Source organism: Candidatus Poribacteria bacterium (assembly GCA_026702755.1).
Taxonomy (GTDB): Bacteria; Poribacteria; WGA-4E; order WGA-4E; family WGA-3G; genus WGA-3G.
Genome location: JAPPBX010000112.1, coordinates 17,317 through 37,402 on the forward strand (window position 1 = coordinate 17,317; position 20,086 = coordinate 37,402).

Annotated in this window: 15 protein-coding genes; 13 read left to right on the forward strand and 2 right to left on the reverse strand. The window is 46.7% G+C overall.

The features are described from left to right. Positions 1 to 189 precede the first annotated feature (189 nt). The 6 genes from OXH39_21955 to OXH39_21980 all read left to right on the forward strand — a co-directional run bounded on the left by OXH39_21955 (position 190) and on the right by OXH39_21980 (position 11,320). Positions 190 to 3,204, forward strand: a complete 3,015-nt coding sequence (locus OXH39_21955) for a sigma-70 family RNA polymerase sigma factor (GenBank protein MCY3553133.1) — start codon at positions 190 to 192, stop codon at positions 3,202 to 3,204. Positions 3,205 to 3,235: 31 nt separating this feature from the next. Then, on the forward strand, positions 3,236 to 3,910 hold the full coding sequence (locus tag OXH39_21960; GenBank protein MCY3553134.1) for a cysteine peptidase family C39 domain-containing protein: 675 nt from the start codon (positions 3,236 to 3,238) through the stop codon (positions 3,908 to 3,910). 102 nt (positions 3,911 to 4,012) lie between these two features. Then, complete coding sequence (locus OXH39_21965) at positions 4,013 to 4,699, forward strand: hypothetical protein (protein MCY3553135.1); 687 nt, start codon at positions 4,013 to 4,015, stop codon at positions 4,697 to 4,699. Positions 4,700 to 4,746: 47 nt separating this feature from the next. After that, positions 4,747 to 6,372: a hypothetical protein gene (locus OXH39_21970; protein MCY3553136.1), complete on the forward strand. Its 1,626-nt coding sequence runs from the start codon at positions 4,747 to 4,749 to the stop codon at positions 6,370 to 6,372. 189 nt (positions 6,373 to 6,561) lie between these two features. After that, complete coding sequence (recJ, locus tag OXH39_21975) at positions 6,562 to 9,153, forward strand: single-stranded-DNA-specific exonuclease RecJ (GenBank protein ID MCY3553137.1); 2,592 nt, start codon at positions 6,562 to 6,564, stop codon at positions 9,151 to 9,153. Further along, entirely contained in the window at positions 9,113 to 11,320 is a 2,208-nt protein-coding gene (locus tag OXH39_21980) for a bifunctional (p)ppGpp synthetase/guanosine-3',5'-bis(diphosphate) 3'-pyrophosphohydrolase (GenBank protein ID MCY3553138.1), read from the forward strand. The genes recJ and OXH39_21980 overlap by 41 nt, the downstream gene beginning before the upstream one ends. A 38-nt stretch (positions 11,321 to 11,358) precedes the next feature. Here the strand turns inward: OXH39_21980 and rpmB are convergent, their stop codons facing one another. Further along, entirely contained in the window at positions 11,359 to 11,571 is a 213-nt protein-coding gene (gene rpmB, locus OXH39_21985) for a 50S ribosomal protein L28 (GenBank protein ID MCY3553139.1), read from the reverse strand. 318 nt (positions 11,572 to 11,889) lie between these two features. Here rpmB and OXH39_21990 point away from each other — a divergent pair, with 318 nt between their 5' ends. The 4 genes from OXH39_21990 (at position 11,890) to OXH39_22005 (ending at position 16,145) form a co-directional block, all read left to right on the forward strand. Continuing rightward, positions 11,890 to 13,179, forward strand: a complete 1,290-nt coding sequence (locus OXH39_21990; protein ID MCY3553140.1) for a glycosyltransferase family 4 protein — start codon at positions 11,890 to 11,892, stop codon at positions 13,177 to 13,179. Positions 13,180 to 13,243: 64 nt separating this feature from the next. Further along, positions 13,244 to 13,720: a hypothetical protein gene (locus tag OXH39_21995; GenBank protein MCY3553141.1), complete on the forward strand. Its 477-nt coding sequence runs from the start codon at positions 13,244 to 13,246 to the stop codon at positions 13,718 to 13,720. A 170-nt stretch (positions 13,721 to 13,890) separates the two neighbouring features. Next, a complete protein-coding gene (locus OXH39_22000; protein ID MCY3553142.1) occupies positions 13,891 to 14,505 on the forward strand; it encodes an RNA polymerase sigma factor in 615 nt (204 codons plus the stop codon). A 230-nt stretch (positions 14,506 to 14,735) separates the two neighbouring features. Next, the gene (locus OXH39_22005; GenBank protein MCY3553143.1) at positions 14,736 to 16,145 is read left to right on the forward strand and encodes a DUF4097 family beta strand repeat-containing protein; all 1,410 of its coding nucleotides are present in this window, start codon (positions 14,736 to 14,738) and stop codon (positions 16,143 to 16,145) included. Positions 16,146 to 16,173: 28 nt separating this feature from the next. Here the strand turns inward: OXH39_22005 and OXH39_22010 are convergent, their stop codons facing one another. Beyond that, positions 16,174 to 16,452 carry a hypothetical protein gene (locus OXH39_22010; protein MCY3553144.1) on the reverse strand — a complete coding sequence of 93 codons (279 nt, stop codon included), beginning with the start codon at positions 16,450 to 16,452 and terminating at the stop codon, positions 16,174 to 16,176. Between the two features lie 330 nt (positions 16,453 to 16,782). Here OXH39_22010 and OXH39_22015 point away from each other — a divergent pair, with 330 nt between their 5' ends. The 3 genes from OXH39_22015 to OXH39_22025 all read left to right on the forward strand — a co-directional run bounded on the left by OXH39_22015 (position 16,783) and on the right by OXH39_22025 (position 20,081). Then, a complete protein-coding gene (locus OXH39_22015; protein ID MCY3553145.1) occupies positions 16,783 to 17,505 on the forward strand; it encodes a hypothetical protein in 723 nt (240 codons plus the stop codon). Between the two features lie 183 nt (positions 17,506 to 17,688). Continuing rightward, positions 17,689 to 19,014 (forward strand): extracellular solute-binding protein, encoded by a 1,326-nt coding sequence (locus tag OXH39_22020; protein MCY3553146.1) that lies wholly within the window; start codon positions 17,689 to 17,691, stop codon positions 19,012 to 19,014. A gap of 140 nt (positions 19,015 to 19,154) precedes the next feature. Beyond that, on the forward strand, positions 19,155 to 20,081 hold the full coding sequence (locus OXH39_22025; GenBank protein ID MCY3553147.1) for a sugar ABC transporter permease: 927 nt from the start codon (positions 19,155 to 19,157) through the stop codon (positions 20,079 to 20,081). The last annotated feature ends 5 nt before the right edge of the window (positions 20,082 to 20,086 follow it).

Here is a 20,086-nt window from a genome sequence, read left to right on the forward strand (position 1 = left end):
GCATGGAGGAACCTTGTCTCCAAAAATGTCAACATATTTTCAGATTTTATTGTAAAATTGGAATTATTACAATTCTTTCAAATTATGCACCCTTTTCCAATCAAATTCTGGTCTTTTAATTATAAAGGGTAAAGCAGCATTTTAAATTTACACGGTTTCAACGCTACGCATTAATCGTGGAGAATCCTGATGGTAGAAAACGATGTTCAACTAATTCGCAGAATTTTATCAGGTGATGACGAGGCATTCAGTATTTTGGTTCAGAAGCACCAAAAAAGTGTCCATGCGCTTGTATGGCGGAAAATTGGGGATTTCCATATTGCTGAGGAGATTACGCAGGACACCTTTCTCCGCGTATACAAAAGCCTCGCAACACTGAAAGATCCCAACCTATTTGCTGGATGGCTTTATGTCATCGCAAATCGGCTTTGCATTAATTGGAGCGAAAAAAATACGTCGGTGATGCAATCGTTGGAAGACACATCTATGGAAGAGATAGAGCAATCTTCTTATACGCATTATATATCGGAGCAACGTGAGTCAGAGGTCTCTGATCGTCATTATGAAATCGTCCAAAGGCTTCTCCAAAAATTGCCAGAGAGTGAACGCACAGTCGTGACACTCTATTATCTCGGTGAAATGACAGCAAAGGAGATTGGGAAGTTTTTAGGCGTGTCGGTGAACACGATTAAAAGTCGGCTTCGGCGAGCGAAAAAGCGTTTACGGAAGGAAGAGCAGCTCTTGATTAGCGAAACGCTTGGGAATATCCACTTACCTGCCAATCTCACCGAGAGCATTATGCAACAAGTTGCTGATATAAAACAGACACTCTCTCCAGTAGGGAAACCGCTGCTACCGTGGGCGGCTTTTGGCGCAGCTGCCGTCTTGATTATGTTATTGCTCGGTGTTAGCAATCAATACCTCGCCCGTTTTCAACAGCCATATAGTTTTGAAGCACAATCTGAACCCACGATTGAAATCATTGATGCCTATATTACGCTTGATATTGACGCAAAACCAGCTGTACGAAATCAAGCCGGACGTGCTTCTATCCCGAGTAAAAATAGTGGAAACGGTCTACAAGTTTCTGAGACAGTTTTAGCAGCCAATACACTGGAAGATTCCGCCAAGTTTTCTACTTCACAGTGGACCCAAACAGATGGACCGCAAGGTGGCACTGCCCTTAACATCTTTGTTACACCTGAAAAAACGCTTTACGCCGCTACACCATCAGGCATCTACAGATTGACAGCAGAGGCAACTGCCTGGGCACTCATCGACACCAGCGTTCCAATTAGTGAGTCCGCGATGCCTATGGCAGAGTTTGAGAATACGCTCTATATTGTCTCTACTGATGAAGTGTTTACTTCAACTAACGATGGCGAAACATGGAATGAATTATGTCCGCGACCAAAGGGGCGTGCTATTGGATTGATCATAACAGATGAGGCACAAGGACACGGATCACAATCCCATCAGGCAATGTATCTCGCCCTTGAAGATAAAGGCATCTTCCGCTCTACCGATGCTGGCGCACAATGGAGACTTCTTAACAATGGACTGATAGATCAAACGATTACGGCGGTAGCTGCAATAGGGAATACAGTATTTGCTGGCACAAACATGGGACTTTATCGCCTCAATTCAGGCACTTGGGAGCAATTGTCCGTGGCTGCGTCCGAGGTTATTCATTCCTTAGTAAGTCATGAGAATAACCTCTATGTCGTAACAGGTCACGATCTTTTTACTTTAGGACTGCTTGAATCAAGGTTAAAGGATGCCGGGCAAATAGTGCGCGGTTACAACGCGAGTTCAAGTAAAATTTTCTATTCGACTGATTTGGGGGCGTCGTGGACTGAGGTAACACCGAAAAACAGGTCTCCGTTTGTAAGAACACCAACGGGTATAAAACTTGTGGTTGCCGGTGAGACACTCTTGCTGCTCGGTGTCGCTGAATTACGCTCAACGGATGGCGGACAAACTTGGACAGACCTCGGATTCGACAGAAATTTGTTTACGCTGGATAACTTTTCAACTGTGGCGATAGATGAGAATACGTTTTACAATGTTAGTGCATCCGGTGTTCATCGGACAACTGATGCGGGTGAATCGTGGCAACCATTTATGAGCGGGATGGCAGGTACCAGAATGCAGGATTTAGTGGCGTTCAATGACAGACTCTACATGCACACTGGCAGCGACATTTTCCAATCAACCGACGGGGGTACGTCGTGGAAAAACGTTCCGATTAATTCGGGCGGTGTTATCCTTAAGTCCGAAAAAAAGGAACAGCCTCAAGGCGATTTCTCGCTTGATTCAAGGTTGGTAGCAACTAACAACGCTCTTTATGGAATTATACCTGAAGAAGACGACTTACGCGTTTTCCATTTACCTCTAAATAGTAATGCGTTTGTTCCTGTTCACAAGATACCCGCTTTTGCAAGGCGATCACCATCTTTTAATGTGTGGACAAGAAAAGCCTTAGCTTATGAGTTATGGACGAGCGTTGAAGAAGTGAAACAGGATCACTCGTCTGATGGTCATGAAGAAAGCGATAGCGTGCCTGTTACGTTGTATTTTAGAAAAAAACATTGGGAAGCTGGAGGATTTGCTGTCAGTGCCGGAGTATTCTACATGGAATGCCAGCGACGGCTTTTCAGTTGGGAACCCGGTAGACGGGAATGGAGAAACACAGGTCTGATAGATACCAGTGAACAACCTGATAGCGAATTGGATAAGGGGTTCAAGTTAGCGGTTTCAGCGGAAACTGTCTATGTGGGTAAGCGGGATGGCAAACTCTTTCAATCGTTTGATGGCGGAGACAGTTGGAAGGAGATTACATCAAATCTTCTGCTTCATTTTACCCGCTTCAATGAAATAGTCTTTGCAGGCGCAACGGTTTATGTCGCAACTGATAAAGGCGTTTTATCCTCACAGAATGGAGAAGACTGGCGCGTGATAACCGATACAATGGGTACGCGTATTGTTATAGACCGATTCGCTTTAAACAGTGCCACCGTTTATGGTGCTGGCGAGACAGGAGTCTATCGCTTAAAAACCGAGTGGCAACAGATTTCTCCAGAGGTTCCGGGTAAAGTTATATCCCTCATCGTTAGCAACGACAGACTTTACATTGCTACCGAACAACGCGGTCTGTTTCACATCTCGCTTGGAGAAGAAGCACGGGTAGAAGTGATGAAATAACTTCCACTTTTTACAGGTAAAAGGAGAAACTATGAAAGTCTTAGTCATCTCCCTTCTTATCATCCTAATTGTCCTCCCGATCGCTTTCGCCGCTGAGGACAAACAGACTTCTGATGTTACCAGCCTTTACCATCTTGCCAACATCTTAGGCATCCAAGTATCACTGGCGCAAGTCGAAAACATGCTCATTCAGAAAACTGAGGGACATCATGACACCGATTTCACGAATCTCATTGACACTGCCGAGGAAATCGGACTCGAATTGCGAGAGCATAATCTCACTTATGAAGAACTCCGGGCATTTAAAACGCCGGTCATCGCGCACCTCAAGACTACATTTGAGGACGAACACCCTGCAAATGCGGACTCTACTGCTGGTCATTTCATTGTCGTTGAGTACGCAAACAAAAAGTGGGCGCGCCTCTTTGATACACCCAATAGGTTGCTATATCAGGCAGCTACTGTTGTCTCCCGAGATCAATTTTTGGACCTCTGGACGGGACGGGTACTTGCCCTCTCGGGAAGCCAACGTCAGCAAAGGCAACCGGTTTTAAATGTGTCACCCACGTTGTTGGATTTAGATGCCTTAATCACACTGCAGCGCGGTTTTGCGGAGCAAGACTTAGCAGGCTATCAGTTTCCTGTCCGACTTAAAAATCGAAGCGAGGCACCGATACAAATCATCTCTGTCGCAGGGAATACGTGACATACGGTTATCGCTGAGCCAAAGACAAGCGTCATTCCTGCCGGGAAAGGTGCTGTTTTGGGGATCGGTTCGACTGCAGTTGCAGTCTATAGGACATCTTTTATGACTGTCCATATTCAAACGGATACACCGCAGCGTCCGTACACTTTTATCTCTTTCGGACGTGCTGGGGAGTTTCCTGTTGTCTTTGTCCCTGAGAACATCTATGTGGAAAGCATTGGGGCATCACAGCCAAAGAAGATTGTCGGACTTAAAAACCCGCGCGAGACATCTCTGATGATTCAGAATATTAAGAGTTCACAGGAATGGATTCAACCCGTTCTCCGTAGCGACAACGTCGTTTATCCGTGGCGCACTGCGGATATTGAACTGAATTTTGAAAGCGAACAGATGCCGAGAGGCATGTTTAACGAAAAACTCACGGTTGAATACATTGATCACAAAGGAGAGATGAAAGCTATCACGCTACCCATATCGGGGGAAGTGAATCAGTCTTACACACTCGCGCCCACCCAATTTTTCTTCGGGAGCATTAATTCTACCGAAGAAAATACAAAGGTATTAGTGCTTAAAAATTTAACGGGTACCGAACTCCAGATTGAAAAGATCGAAGCTGATATCGGAACAATTACAGTAAAACGGCAAGCCGACAGTAACCGCTATCACTTAACGCTAATATTACCATCAATTTTAGCAAAGGGTGTGCTGAAAGGCGAAGTTCAACTCCAGACGAACCACCCAAAGATGCGCCTTGTCAAGATTCCGATTTTTGCTTTTGTTGCAAAGTAAAAGCATTTCGCGCTTGAACCCTCTAAAAATACATAAGGAGCTATCCCATGAAAACTATCACAAGTGCAATTCTAATTGGCATTTTAATGACTCCGATCATGTTGTTCGCAGCACCACACGAACCGTCACCTGCTGGTGGCGGTTGGCTTGAACTGAACCCTAAACTCGGGCAAGTCCAAACGGACGCGCCGTGGTTTCCAGAACTGACCGGCGAACTCACGATTGAAGCGTGGATCTACGTAGACGAGCCGTTGTCCAAGCAAGTTATCTTTTCACTTGTAGGTCAAACAGACCGTTTCAACTGTTTCCTTATTGGAACGCCCGTGGACGAGGACGAAGACGGTATTCTGGATACAGAACCCGGTATCTTGTCGCAAGGAACGACTGAACATTCAGGGACGATGAGGGGTAACCTGCCAATTCGTCAATGGGTCCATTACGTAGCAACAATCAACAGAGGCGCTACTGTTGGCAGCGACGGTTATATTGCAGAAGGAGTTGATGGGAGCGAACTGCCAGCCCCAAATGAAAATCGTCTTGTGCTTGGGGGTATCCCAGTTATATCGGGAATCCCAATGATGCCTGGATTCAAAGCACGTTTCGCCTCAGGGGTCTATATTGACGAGTTGCGGATCAGCAGCGTCGTCCGCTACAAAGGAAACTACGCCGTGCCGACAAAGACATTCACCGCAGATACTCACACCATAGGACTCTATCATTTCGATGCGGAGTCGAACCAATCTTATGAAGATAGTTCAAATTCCCAGATTCCCTTAATCCGAAGCGAGATAGATCCCGAGGTGCTTGCTGAAATTGAAGAAGCGACAGCCTCGCCCGTGCTGTCAAAAAGTGAAGGAGAGCTGCTTCAACTCATCCGCGAAGGAATCGCCTATTACGATAGCCTGCTTGAAAGCGGACGTGTTGACTTTTTTCGGGAGACTACCAGTGTCGCCTCCGATGGACTCCCTGAAATGGAACGTGCTCCCAGCGGTACATGGAAAGGAACTTTCGAGTTTTCTGGACGTAAAATGAGATGCGTTGTCACACGAGATGTTATTCAGTACGAACCTGACCGGAACATTCCAATTACAGGAACTCAGCAATACGCTTATGATGGCGAAACTTTTGAGACACTCCGGGAAACATTTAACGGTATTGTGCTGAGTCGCAGAAGCGAAATCGTCGATGACCCATTTGATGATCCACGCTTCTGGGGATGGGATCTCAGTGGTGGTGGAAAAGAATCTCTCGTAATGCTTATTGATGAACTTGAGGTCGAAAGTATTAAAGAGGTGCGTTTCGACGAGAGTGATGTCTACCATATCAAAGGAAATGCGTATGGTGTCGCGATAGAATTGTGGCTGAACCCTAAGAAAAGTTACCGGCCCGAACGTTATGTGTTTGCCAATCCCATGATTGCTATAACGAAGGATTCCAAGTTCAAAGAGGTCGCGCCTGACCTCTGGTTCCCGGAATCTGCCAAATCGGTTACGACTGTAATTGACGTGGAAACCGACACGAAAACCGATGCCACCACCACAACGGTGCAATTCACAAACATTCGGATTAATGAACCTATTCCTGAATCCCGATTTTCCATTGAGCCACCCCCAGGGGCAACAGTATTCGACATGCGAACCCAAGAAAGTTTTGAAGTTCCAGTTTCAGATTAACGCCTTGCTTATACTCCTGTCGCGTTTACGAAGTGTTCTTACCGGTAAAGGAAAAATAGAGTGACATCGCAAAAAATTTGACAAATCAAAAGTTTTTGTGATAGTATGTCATAATCGAAAATTGTTGCTTATAAGTCCCACTCTATTGCAAAGTGCAGGTTTTCCGTCTCAACACCGGTAGGAACAATCATGAAAAAGCCCTCCTCCAAGAAGTGGCAATTCAGAAATTCAGATTTTGAGAGCAGTTTAGCATTGGCATCGGAACTCGGTATCTCTCTGCTCGCCGCGCAACTGCTTATCAATCGTGGGATAAAAACTGCTACCGAAGCGCACACCTACCTTCACCCAACTTTTGAAGCACTACATTGTCCCTTTAAATTAGCGGATATGGACAAAGCTATAGAACGGATACGCAAAGCAATCGCACGCGGTGAGAAAATCTGTATCTATGGTGATTATGATACCGATGGCACTACCGCAACCGCGCTGTTGCTCAACGTATTCCGCCACATAGATGTTCCCGCCAACTACTATATTCCGAATCGGTTTGGAGAGGGTTACGGACTAAGCGAGGACACGGTAAAGAAAATTCACCAAGAGAACAAGGCAAAATTGCTAATTACTGTAGACTGTGGCATCACGTCGGTCAAGGAGGTCGCGTTAGCCAATCAGCTCGGTATGGATGTTATCATCACGGATCACCACCAACCGGAGGCGGAACAGCCACCGGCGCACGCCCTGATTTCACCGAAGGTTCCAGGGAACGAATATCCTTATACCGAACTTGCTGGTGTCGGTTTAGCCTTCAAATTGGCACAGGGGTTGATAGAAGATGATGGAGCGTTCCTTGAATCACTGCTTGATCTGGTAGCGTTGGGGACAGTTGTGGACATTGCATCGTTGACTGGGGAAAATCGGGTTTTGAGCCGTTTGGGACTTGCCGAACTTAACAAACGCGAACGTCCGGGGATTAATGCTTTATGCGAAGCCGCCGGCCATAAAATTGACAAGTCTCTTGATGGGTACTCGCTCTCTTATAAATTGGGACCCCGTATCAATGCCGCTGGACGGATGGATACCGCCCACAAAGTGGTTGACCTCCTTACCACCGATTCCGATGATGTTGCAACTCGTATTGCCTCTCAACTCAACGAGGCAAATCAGAGGCGACAAGATTTGGAAAGGCAAATCCAGGAACAAGCACAAGAGATAATCGAGAAAGAGGTAGAAGATGACACGAAGGGGATTGTTGTTGCCAGTGATAAGTGGAACGAAAAAGCACAAGGTGTTGTCGGCATCGTTGCCTCCCGTTTGAAAGAAACCTATTACAAACCTGTCATTGTCCTTGCAATTAACGGCGATGAAGCGACTGGGTCAGGGCGTTGTATTGATGGAATGAACCTCGCAGACAGTCTCGTCAGCTGCACAGAATTACTCGTGAAACACGGTGGACATGCCGCAGCAGCTGGATTGACGCTCAAGACAAAAAATATCCCCAAATTCAAAACGGCTTTCAACACATACGCTTGTGAACACCTGGCTGAGGAAGCACTGCAACCCAAGTTGGACCTTGAGTTTGAAACACATCTTTCGCTTTTGACGTTAGACATGCTAAAGGAGCTTGAACAATTTGAGCCTTTTGGAAAGGACAATCCATCACCCGTTTTTGGTGCACGACGCGTCAAAGTTGATGGCAGACCCTCCCAAATCGGAAAAGACAAAAACCATCTGCGAATGTTCGTCAGCGATGGTAAGGTAAAACGGTGTGCCCTTGAATGGGGGGCAGGTGAAAAGCTTATCACTTTCAGACGCCCCAATATGTCGCTCGATATCGCCTTTTCACCCCAAATTAACGAGTGGCAAGGCACCTATTCCGTACAACTCATCCTTGACGACTGGGAGGTCCACTCCGAAGGCAGGGACATGAAGTGGGATGTATTTCCCAAGCTCAGTGATGAGTCTTCTGTAAAACTTGTTGACAAACGGAACGTTAATAAAAAGAATTACCTTTTAAAGTTGCTTGCGCGAGAGGAATCTTGTATAATTTACGTACGAGACGAAGAGATGTTAGAGCTGCTGCTCACAAGGCTCCTACCGGAGAACATTGAAGGGATCGCGCGGCACGATGATACAACATCCGAGGCGGAAGAAGCAGCGTTATTGGAACAATTAGAGAAGGGTGAACTCCGAACAATAACGTCGAGTAGCACCTTTTCGGATTTGGATGCGTTTCCCTTTGTTAAGCACGTTGTTTTCTGTCACCTCGCACCAAGCGAGAATCTCTTTTTAAAACGTTGTGAACCCGCTTTTGGGACGACTGAGACCTCTTATTTGCATCTCATCTATAGTGAGACGGATGAAGTAGAGATGCACAATTGGATCTCTAAAAAGTATCCGACGGATGACGAATTGCGTCGGTTGTATGGAAATATACGGAAGACTATACAAGCCAACGGTGCGGAAGGATACCCTGAAGCGGAAATGCTGAATGGCGGACTCGAAGCACTACCAGCACTTCAAACTGGACTCGCTATCTTTGAGGAATTGCAGTGTATTACACGGGATGGGGAACCAGGGCACAGACTCGTCCAACTTCTTCCTGCTCAGAAAAGTGACTTGTCTCATTCTCCGACTTATCTGAGAGGGGAGTGGATAAAACAGACAAGTCCGTCTTTTATAGAGTTTCAACTAAAAGAGAACATCGAATCTATGTGGGAGCGCATACTTTTGCGTCAAGAAAATGAGTGTCAAATCGCTAATCAGTCAGATTCAAACCTATAACCCGGATGCAGAAGTTGAACTTCTGGAGCGTTGCTACCGTTTCGCGCAAAAGGCACATAAGGGGCAACGACGAAAATCTGGGGAACCTTACTTTACGCATTGTCTCAAAACCGCTGGGATACTCGCTGAACTCCGATTAGATACACACACAATCTGTGCCGGACTCATGCACGATGTCCTTGAGGATACAGGTATCACGCGCGAAGAGATGCAAGTACGGTTCGGTGCCAATATCGCCAATCTCGTCGAGGGTGTCACAAAGATCGGACAGTATAAACTCGGTATCGCTTCCCAAGCCCCGGCTGCTAAAAACACAGTTGAACAGCGAGTTCATCGGAAACGCCAAGCCGAGACCTACCGGAAACTCCTGTTAGCGACAGCGGAAGACATGCGGGTCATCCTCATTAAACTCGCGGATCGACTTCATAACATGGAAACGCTGGAGTTCCTCTCAAGCGAGAAATGTCAACGCATTGCAAAAGAGACGTTGGAAATTTACGCCCCGATCGCACATCGATTGGGGCTTTGGCGTATCATGGGCCGCCTTGAAGACTTGGCATTTAAGCATCTCTATCCCATCGAATACCGAAAAATTGCCGAACTCCTGAACCAGAAACTCACTGAACGAGAGGCGTACTGCGAGAAGATGGTTAAGCAGATTCGCGGCGAACTCGAAAAACGCAATGTTTTTGCCGATGTCCACGGTAGAACGAAGCATATCTATAGTATCCACCAGAAGATGCAACAGAAGAAGACACCCTTTAGTGAAATTCAGGACTTAATTGGTCTTCGGATCCTCGTTAAAACCGAAGCGGATTGCTACATCGCCCTCGGCGCGCTTCATAACAAATGGAATTACCATCCCGATAGACTTCGAGATTGGATCGGACAGCCGAAGAAAAATGGGTATCAGTCCCTCCATACCACGATTGTTGATAATGGCAGACCTATTGAAATCCAGGTTCGCACGTATCAGATGCATAAGATTGCTGAAGATGGCATTGCTGCGCATTGGAGTTATAAGGAAGGGTTACCGAGGAGCCAACAGGGGCGTTCTATTTTCGCGAGTTATAAGCAGATACTTGAGGACATACAAGAGGCACAAGATAGTCCCCATCATTTCGTAGAATCCATGAAGTTGGAACTTTTCCAAGATGAGGTTTATGTCTTTTCGCCGAAAGGAGATCTCTTTAAGTTACCCGCTGGCGCGACGGCGATCGATTTTGCTTATAAAATTCATACGGATGTTGGGCACACGTGTGTCGGCGCGGAGGTCAACGGTGCTGTTGCACCGATTCGACGTGTGCTTGAGAACGGGGATCAGGTCAATATTCGGACACAGCCGAATGGAAGACCGAGCCGGAGTTGGTTGTCGTATGTTAAAACGGCCACGGCACGGACTAAAATCAATCACTGGTTTCGTGAAAAGGATAAGGCTGAGGCATTGGAATTGGGCAAGAAATTGCTCGCTGCGGAGTTAAGGGTTTCCTATCTTAATTCGCGTGATTATCTCAATTCTCCGAAACTGCTTGACATTGCGAAGCAACTCAAACTCAAAAATCTTGAGGAACTTTTCGTCCGGATTGGCAATGCGGATGAATCGGCTACGCATGTCGTCAATTTGTTGAAGCCTGAGGTCCCGAAACCTGAAACAAAACCTGCAGAAGAGATTGAATCGAGGCGAAAGAAAGATTCACCACCGGCTATCCAACTTGAAAACGATATAGACTTAGGTATGATGCGGATTATGAAGTGCTGTAACCCGATTCCGGGAGATCAGGTCGTCGGTTACCTCACACGGGGACGCGGCGTTTCTGTCCATAGAGCAGGCTGTATCCGCATCCTTGATGAACCGGAACGACTTTTAGATGTCAAATGGCTTGAAAAACCGCTCTCTGAAAATGACGATCACCCACCACCTATCTATCCTGTTAAAATCCTCGTCGAGTGCAATGACCGCCCCGGTATGCTCGGTGAAATCACTACTGCTATCGCGCAGTCCAAGGTGAATATCCGCAGCGGTACCTTTCAGCCTTCCGCCGTTCATATTGATTCTGAAGCCTCTGATAATTTGACGATAGATGTGACAGGTGCTCAGCAGCTGGATGAAGTCATGCAAGCGATTCGACACTTAAAAGGTGTACAGCGCGTCAACCGCAAGTCCTAAATTTTTCTCAGTAGCGGTAATTTCCAAATCGCAGCTCTCTATACAATTTGAGGCATCCCTGAGATAACTTTAGTAACTTTCCCGCTTCGTAGGCATTTCGCGCAAACACGAACCCGTCTTGTTCCTTCCGCTGTTTGGATACGGACCCGTTGAAGGTTTGGAAGCCAACGCCTTTTTGTATGCCGTCGTGATTTACTAATCTGATTCCCTGTCATCGGGCGTTTGCTACAGATCGTACAGACTCGTGACATTGTGTCTGTCTCCTTTCTTCATGTCTTTTAGAGTATCGATTAAATCCAAATATTAATAATACCACAATTACAGGGAAAAAGCAAATTTCTTTGCCAGCGTCCCATATATTTGCTGTGGTAACGAACCTCCTAAAGCCTGATGTCTCCACGTAAGAGGAAAATAAAAATGACTTTTTTTGGGGAATCTGGTATACTATACCTTTAAAGTTTGTGCGTCTATGCTCCTGCTGTGCCCTTGGGAATACATGAGTTTCACAACGTCGCATTTACAAACCATCGCTTAACAGAGGAAAACCATTTCACTTTCTTACAGAAAATATGAAAGTCGCTTATATTACTGCAGGGGCTGCTGGCATGTACTGCGGAACTTGTATCCACGACAATATGGTAGCCACGGTCTTGAAGCAGCAAGGGCATAACGTTTCCCTGATTCCAACCTATACACCCACCCGAACAGATGAGGTAAATGTGAGCATGGATCGCGTCTTTTTCGGAGGTGTTAACGTCTATTTGCAGCAGAAACTTTCCATTTTTCGGCGGACACCGTGGGCATTAGACAAACTGCTCGACAATCCAACATTGTTGAACGGATTGGCACGCTTCAGCAGCGCAACAGATGCCCATGATCTTGGAGAACTCACAGTATCTATGCTCCGCGCCGAGCAAGGATATCAAAAGAAGGAATTGGCAAAATTAGTGAGATGGCTTGCCGAAGAGAATAAGCCGGATATAGTCTACCTCACCAATTCCATGCTTGTCGGTTTCACGAGAGAAATAAAGAAGGCTTTAGATGTACCGGTTATCTGCGCACTTCAAGGTGAAGACATCTTTCTGCAAGATCTCATTGAGCCGTACAAAACAGAAGCGTTAGCACTTCTCCGAGAACGTGCTGAGGATCCAGATGGTTTTGTGGCACCCTGTCAATACTACGCACAATTTATGGCAGACGCGTATCTTAACGTTTCTGTTGATAGAATTGACGTGGTCCCGCTGGGATTAAACATGGATGGACACGGGACACCTGTTCAGAAATCGGAACCGCCTCCCTTCATTATTGGTTATTTGGCGCGTATCTGCCCTGAAAAGGGATTACACATCTTAGTAGATGCGTTCCATATCGTCGCGGAGGCGTTCGGTGCCGATAACGTTCAACTGCATGTCGCTGGATACCTTGGAAAGAAGGATGAACCCTATCTTGAGGAACTCGTGAATCAGATTCATGAATGGGACTTGGCGAACAGTTTCGTGCACCATGGTGAGGTAACACGCACCCAAAAGATTGATTTCCTCAACCGTTTACATGTTTTTTCTGTTCCCACCGTTTACCGAGAGTCCAAAGGATTGTCCATCATAGAATCACTTGCCAACGGCGTACCGGTTGTCCAACCCCAACATGGCACGTTTCCTGAGATGATTGGTGCCACCGAGGGCGGAATTCTCGTTGAGCCGGAATCCGCTGAAGCAGTCGCGGCGGGTCTCATAGAACTCCTTAACGATACTGACCGGCGTGAGTCCCTTGGGGAAACCGGGAAAGTCAACGTGCACCAGAAGTTTAACGATGCAGTCGTAGCAGAACAACTCCTGAAAGTCTTTGAGAAGTATACTTAGTGTTTCAATTGCTGGCGCGCTTCCGAAGTGCCCTTACTACAGAAAATCAAAAAGGAAATCAATTATGACTAAAGCATGGCTAATTTTTGTTTTCATGACCGTGTCGTCGTGGGGGCTTTATGGTGTTTTTCTACATCAGGGACAGGTGGCTATGGCGGACCCTGTGCATGGGCGTTACAAAGCGTTTCTCTTTGTGGGACTTGCCTACCTTCTCGCAGCGGTCATCGGTTCTGCTCTGATGCTCATCTTTAATGGGTCTGATTGGCAATTTACAGGGAAGGGTGTTTCTTGGTCGTTCCTCGCAGGGCTTGTTGGTTCGATTGGTGCATTCGGTGTTCTACTCGCCTTTGGAGCAGGTGGTAGACCTGCTGTCGTGATGTCCATTGTTTTTGCCGGTGCTCCGATTGTGAACGCTGTCATTGCGACACTGTCACATCCACCAGCGGGTGGTTGGGGAGCCGTCCGATGGCAGTTTGTTGCAGGCATCTTGCTCGCTGCACTCGGCGGTTGTTTGGTGATGCTCTATAGACCTACTTCGTAACTCATGGAAACAAAACCGCTGGACCTGTGACATGCCTACGTCTTGGAAAGGCGGTTAAATACTCTTTCTTTTTCCCACGCACGACTACTCACTCCTTTTTACGGAAAATACATTTTCTACTATCCTTCTGGTGTGGTCATGTCTCTAATAGGCAAGAAGGGAGAGTTTTCATGCCTATAGACGATGCTTGCGAACCGATATCACACAATCTCGAATTAATCGATGCGAATGATGCTGAATTAGTCGTTGCCGCACTTGCTGGGAATACGCAGGCATTTGACGTGTTGGTAAACCGCTACCGGCGTGCTATGCTGACGATCGCGCGACAAATTGTTCGGAATCCGACCGACGCAGAGGATGTTGTGCAGGATGCGTTTCTACGGGCTTTTGAAGCACTCCCACAACTTGCTGATCTGAACCGGTTTGGGGCGTGGCTCCATTCAATTACTCGTAACCGTGCTTTGCGGTACTACAAAAGCATGAGTCGCTATGAGCCGCAAGAGGATATGGAGCCTTACTTAAATAGGACAGCGGATACATCAGCTGCGGATCCCGCTGACATTGTGACGCGTGAATTGACAGAACAGGGGATCAGGGACGCGATTCAGGAGTTACCCACAGACTTTAAAGAGGTTATTGAACTTTATTATTGGGCAGAGATGCCGCAGAAACGGATGGCTGAATTCCTATCTCTCCCGCTGACAACAGTGAAGTGGCGGCTCCATAAAGCGAAAGAGCTGCTCAAAACAATTTTGGAAAGACACGGCTACAGTGAGGATATGTAATAATCTTTTTTTGTTGAAATGGTTCATTATTCAAAAATGTTCCGTAGCATAGTCTGTTGGGCTGCGTGCTATGATGCACAATCTAACAGATTATGCTACAAAAGAATAGACTGCGTAAGTGGTAAAAAAGATGGAAACTTCGGTCACTTTAACCCAAACCCAGTTAGAATTCACCAGAAACCACCGCGTAATGTAATAGAGCGGTGTCCAGGAGGCCATAGTTAAAAAATATGGAACAGCAAAGACAACAAGAACTCAAAGGACTTTTTCACATGCTGGAGCACACCGCGAAGATCGCAGAGGATGCGGCGTTGACGGGGACATTCAACGGTGGCGAAGCGCGGTGCATCATTCAATTCAATAATGTGCTTACGCGCTTGAATGGACTCGACGCGGTCCCTGACGGACTTTTTGACGAACTTCACGAAGATGCGTCCTTCAGTCAAATCGGAATTGCCTGTCATCAACTCGCAGCGTATCTCAATGAGGAATTGGATACGACTACAGATTTCAAAGGATGGCTCGACAGTTTTTTCGGAAAACGATTCATGGAAAATCTGACGGAAGAACTGTCAGATAAACCATTTGGGGATCTGATTCGCAAGGCTGTGCCGGACTTCCTAACTGAAAGTACGCTGGAAGACATCGCCGAGACATTTTCTGTCGTTTCCGGTGGGAAACTAACGATTGACGCTGACTGCGGCGGGATTGACGTACAGAGCACAGAGGACGATACCGTCTCGGTACGCATTCAACGCGCCGCGCAGATAAAGGCGAATCGACGGGCAGCGGAAATCCTCAAGAATCTTGATGTTCAGATAGCGCATGAAGGTCCCGATGTTAAAATTGAGGCGAAGTTCACTGGAAACGCAAAACGGTGGAAGAAGCGGAAAAACGATCTTGATGTTCAGTTTGATATCCTCGTACCACGGCACTATAATCTTGATTTGAAAACTGCATGTGACGACATTTCTGTCGCGAATATGACAGGGGACGTAAAGGCAGAAACGTTCAGTGCTGGCCTCCGTTTTCAAGATATTACCGGACGCATTGATGGCGTAACCTCAGTTGGGGACATCAATCTCAAGGAATTTAATGGAGACGCGCTCCTTCAAACGACGGCTGGAAATATTGCGCTTGAGGACGGGATTGGCGATGTAAAAACCAAAACCACAGGCGGAAGCCTCCAGATTACTGATGTCACGGGGGCTATCAATGGAAAAACCTCCGGTGGTGGTATCACGTTGCGTGGCTGCAAAGGGGGCGCAGACCTGAAAACTGCTGGTGGCGGTATAGAGGTAGAAAACGATGGACCTGTCCTTGCGAAAACGACTGGCGGTTCCATTCGCTGCCAACTCCAAGAGGCATCTTCACGCCAAAACTTGCTGCTGGATTTGGAGACAGCTGGTGGGGGTATAAATGTCTCGCTCGTTCCGGACATTGCTGCGACGGTAGAAGCAAAAGTGCTCGGGGGTTCAGTGACAACGGAATTCCCAGTGGTAGCGGAGATGGAAGGTGCCGTCAAACCTGATCAATTATACGGAACCATCAATGGTGGCGGATCGCTCCTGCGGCTCCGTTCTATCGGTGGAAATATCATACTCCGAAAAACAGAAGAACACGACCCGGTAGAAGTGTAACGTGAAAGCACGTGAACAAGAAAGGTTCTTATTTCACCAAAGCAATAATAGAGACAATAACGGCAATGACAGCACAACCGATCGGTATCAATTCTCTGAATGCCAACCGTCTGCCTTTCAATTCTGCAATATCAGTTTCAACGTTTCGCAATCGGTTGTCAACACTGTCGATTCGTTTGTCAACATTGTCGATTCGGTTTTCAACGCCGGCGATTCTGCTGTTGACTTGATCAAAGCCTCGTTTCATTTCGGCTTTGATGTCGTCAAACCCTTTTGACATAAGGTCATACAATTCTTGTGTTGTCATTGATCGTTCCTTTTGGTGAAAAAAATGAGTGTCAACTCGCTAACGTCCTTACCTATAGTTAATCACAAAGTGCGCGGGATGTCAAGAAAAAAGAGAATAAATTCTTACCATGAAACCTTTCAACACAAAGCAAAAATAGGGTAGATGAAACAAGAGTAGGAATTACGCAGCTCCCTTCGCTGGCGAGGTTTTAAACCTCGCCAGCGGGGTGTGATCCGTGAGGGGTCATCAGAAAACTGCGTAAGTCCTAAAGAAATTCCGATTGACAGGTGAATGCTGTTGGGCTAAAATGGGTTTAATGAATCATAGACCGCACCGAAAGGAAAATCAATGAATTGCCTTGATTATGGACTCTCTTTCATCAACTCTGTTGGCAACGGGAATGCACCCCGCTTTTGGGTCGAATCTCGATGCCGCATAATAGATAACACAGATGGAAGTTTCAGAGATTATTACCAATGTGGTTCGTGTAAGAGTGAACACACCTTTGCCGAGAAAAACCTCTTCATAAACCCAAACTATGACTTCCTCCCTGTTTTTGGCAAAGAACATATAGCCGTATTCAGAAGGCATGCTTACTGCAACGATAACTATGTCGAGTATAGGCCTGCACAGGATTATTGGGGAGGTGCCCTATTTGATGTTCAAAAGGCATCGCCGGTCCAAGTCCTTGATAGCAACGCAGCCATTTTTGAGGCGACACAAAAATGTCTACCCATCGTAACGCACACAGAAATATGGGATACCAATACACAGCAGCGAGCAATTATCGAGTGTCCCGTTAAAACAATGAACATAGATAAAAATGCAGGCATCTATCAAGTTGATACAGGAATTGTTCTATTTCCAGATCTGTCAAAGCGATACGATCCGCAGATTGAGATGTTCAGCCTCGCTTACGTTGCTTTCAACGCACCGCACTTCGCTGACTTCGTCATCGAACGTCCCACTGCCATCATTGAAAATGGAGTGGAAGTCACCCAAGTTTACCACTATTCCGAAATTCGGAGTTTGGAAGCAAAGAATACCGTGTTCTGCATCGGTGAGCTTTAACAAACACTCCACTTAGATAAAAGCAGTTAGGTCGGTTCGACCCTTGCACCTACACTGCAAACAAATTTTCTTGCAAAAATTTTGGACTCCGTTTATAATGTTTGGTTAAAGCACTGAACCGCGTATTAGATGCTCTTAGTGCTGATAACAACTCGCATGATCTTTATACGGAGGACAAAAAACATGAAAAGTGTTCGCATAAGTCTTGTCTTAGCACTAATACTTGCACTTGCGTTTGTTAGTGCCCCGAAAGCCGATAACCATCAATCCCAATCCTTAACCATTGTCTGGGCAGAATGGGATCCGGCTAATTATTTGCAGGAACTCTCAAAAGACTTTACCGCCGAAACCGGCATTGCTGTGGATGTAATCCAAATTCCGTGGCCCAATTTCCAAGATAAGGTTTTCACGGCTTTTGTGGGAAAAAGCGATCTTTACGATATTGTCATCGGCGATAGCCAATGGCTCGGTAGGAACTCTCAAGGTAAAAACTACATCAACCTAACCGATTGGATTAATGAAAACATTGATGTGGCTTCTATCTACGGTCCCGCAATGACAGCGTTTGCTGAGTATCCGAAAGGTAGCGGAACATATTGGGCATTGCCCGCAGAGGTGGATGCCGCTGGATACGTCTACAGGAAAGACCTGTTTGAAGACCCAAACGAAATGAAGGCATTCCAAACGAAGTATGGCTACGTACTTGCCCCACCGAAAACATACAGCCAACTCCGCGATATCGCCGAATTCTTTACGCGTCCAGATCAGGACCTCTACGGTATCGCGACGTGGTATAGCAAGGAATACGACGGTATCACGATGGGTTTCCAGCAGGTGATGTGGAGTTTTGGGGGTGCTTATGGCGATCCAGAGAATTACAAGGTTGATGGATATATCAACACGGAAGATGCTGCCAAAGCACTCGAATTTTACACCGACCTACTCAAGTTCTCACCACCCGATGCGCCGAATTACTATTGGGCAGAAACACTGAATGCTTACAACTCTGGTAAGGTCGCGATGGCGATGAATTACTTCGCCTTTTTCCCCGCAGTGATTAATCCAGAAGTGAATAAGATATCCCACGATAAGAGCGGTTTCTTTATCGCACCCGCCGGTCCGAAAGGACACTATATTAGCATCGGTGGACAAGGTATGTCCATTTCCTCATATTCTAAAAACAAGGATCTCGCCAAGCAGTACATGAAATGGTTTATGCAGAAGCCTGTTCAGGAGAAATGGGCGATGCTTGGGGGTTTCACACCGCACAAAGAGGTATTACAATCGGATACCTTTAAGACGGCAACACCCTTCAACGAGGCTTTCGCCGCGAGTTTCCCATACCTTCGCGATTTCTGGGCAGTACCGGAATATGCCGAACTCTTGGAAACCTGTCAGACAAATTGGAGTGAAGCGATTTCTGGGATCAAGTCCGCGAAGGAAGCGTTGAATTCCATCGCGAGGAAGCATGAGGAGATCTTTGAAGACGCAGGCTACTACGACGAGTAAAAAGGGTGGTCGGCAGTCGGCTCCCGGGGCGTTCGCTCCGCTCACTTTCGGCAGTCGGCACGTGGGAATTGTGCTTATTTTCCCTGCCATAAGGCTCTCTTACCGACAGCCGATAGCCGACAGCCGATAGCCAAAAAGATATGCAAACCACCACCCCCTTCCCCCGTGTAAAAACGCAAGCATCGCGTGGGATGAGCGACTACCAACTAAAGATGGCATTTATCATGCCCACCATGATTTTGCTCATCTTGATGAACATCTTTCCGCTGCTGTGGTCCCTATACCTAAGTTTCCATCGTTACAAAGCCTCTATGCCCACAGCACCAAGATTCATTGGTGTTCGTAATTATTCACGGCTCCTCGCTGATCCAGAGATCTGGGGTTACTTTCAAACCACAGCTTACTTCGTGTTGCTCGCGGTAGCCGCACAATTCTTTATCGGGTTCGGGTTGGCACTGCTCCTGAATCGGAACTTCCGATATAAAGGTTTCGTTACAACGTTGCTCCTGCTTCCGATGATGCTATCCCCCGTGGTCGTCGGACTCTTTTGGCGTTTTATCCTCTCTTCGGATAACGCCGGTTTGCTGAATTTTTTCCTGAGTCCCTTCCTAAAATCGCCTATCGGTTGGACGACCAATCCGAAGGTTGCGATGTTAGCCGTCGTTATTGTAGATACATGGATGTGGTCCCCCTTCATGATGCTGATCGCTTTGGCAGGGTTGAGTGCGGTTCCGAAATCCCTCTATGAAGCCGCCGATGTCGATAGAGCCTCCGCATGGTTCAAATTTCGGTGGATTACACTGCCGTTGGTGTCTCCTCTCCTACTTATCGCGCTTCTGTTTAGAACGATGGATGCTTTCAAGATGTTCGACATCGTCTATGTCCTTACGCGTGAGGGTGGACCCGGTACTGCTACAGAGACTGTATCAATGAATCTCTATAAGCTCGCTTTTAGGAACTACAATACCGGTAAAGCGTGTGCGATGGCATACATTTTACTCATTATTATCGTTGCGTTGAGCAATATCTACGTGAAATACCTCAATCGCGTCAAGGGAGAGGCATAGGGACA

Excerpts from the sequence above, each read along its gene's own strand:
- OXH39_21960 (MCY3553134.1), top strand. The coding sequence starts at position 3,236 with ATGAAAGTCTTAGTCATCTCCCTTCTTATCATCCTAATTGTCCTCCCG.
- OXH39_21990 (MCY3553140.1), top strand. The coding sequence starts at position 11,890 with ATGAAAGTCGCTTATATTACTGCAGGGGCTGCTGGCATGTACTGCGGA.
- OXH39_22020 (MCY3553146.1), top strand. The coding sequence starts at position 17,689 with ATGAAAAGTGTTCGCATAAGTCTTGTCTTAGCACTAATACTTGCACTT.
- rpmB (MCY3553139.1), bottom strand. The coding sequence starts at position 11,571 with ATGTCACGAGTCTGTACGATCTGTAGCAAACGCCCGATGACAGGGAAT.
- recJ (MCY3553137.1), top strand. The coding sequence starts at position 6,562 with ATGAAAAAGCCCTCCTCCAAGAAGTGGCAATTCAGAAATTCAGATTTT.
- OXH39_21995 (MCY3553141.1), top strand. The coding sequence starts at position 13,244 with ATGACTAAAGCATGGCTAATTTTTGTTTTCATGACCGTGTCGTCGTGG.
- OXH39_22005 (MCY3553143.1), top strand. The coding sequence starts at position 14,736 with ATGGAACAGCAAAGACAACAAGAACTCAAAGGACTTTTTCACATGCTG.
- OXH39_22010 (MCY3553144.1), bottom strand. The coding sequence starts at position 16,452 with ATGACAACACAAGAATTGTATGACCTTATGTCAAAAGGGTTTGACGAC.
- OXH39_22015 (MCY3553145.1), top strand. The coding sequence starts at position 16,783 with ATGAATTGCCTTGATTATGGACTCTCTTTCATCAACTCTGTTGGCAAC.
- OXH39_21980 (MCY3553138.1), top strand. The coding sequence starts at position 9,113 with ATGAGTGTCAAATCGCTAATCAGTCAGATTCAAACCTATAACCCGGAT.
- OXH39_21955 (MCY3553133.1), top strand. The coding sequence starts at position 190 with ATGGTAGAAAACGATGTTCAACTAATTCGCAGAATTTTATCAGGTGAT.
- OXH39_21965 (MCY3553135.1), top strand. The coding sequence starts at position 4,013 with ATGACTGTCCATATTCAAACGGATACACCGCAGCGTCCGTACACTTTT.
- OXH39_21970 (MCY3553136.1), top strand. The coding sequence starts at position 4,747 with ATGAAAACTATCACAAGTGCAATTCTAATTGGCATTTTAATGACTCCG.
- OXH39_22000 (MCY3553142.1), top strand. The coding sequence starts at position 13,891 with ATGCCTATAGACGATGCTTGCGAACCGATATCACACAATCTCGAATTA.
- OXH39_22025 (MCY3553147.1), top strand. The coding sequence starts at position 19,155 with ATGCAAACCACCACCCCCTTCCCCCGTGTAAAAACGCAAGCATCGCGT.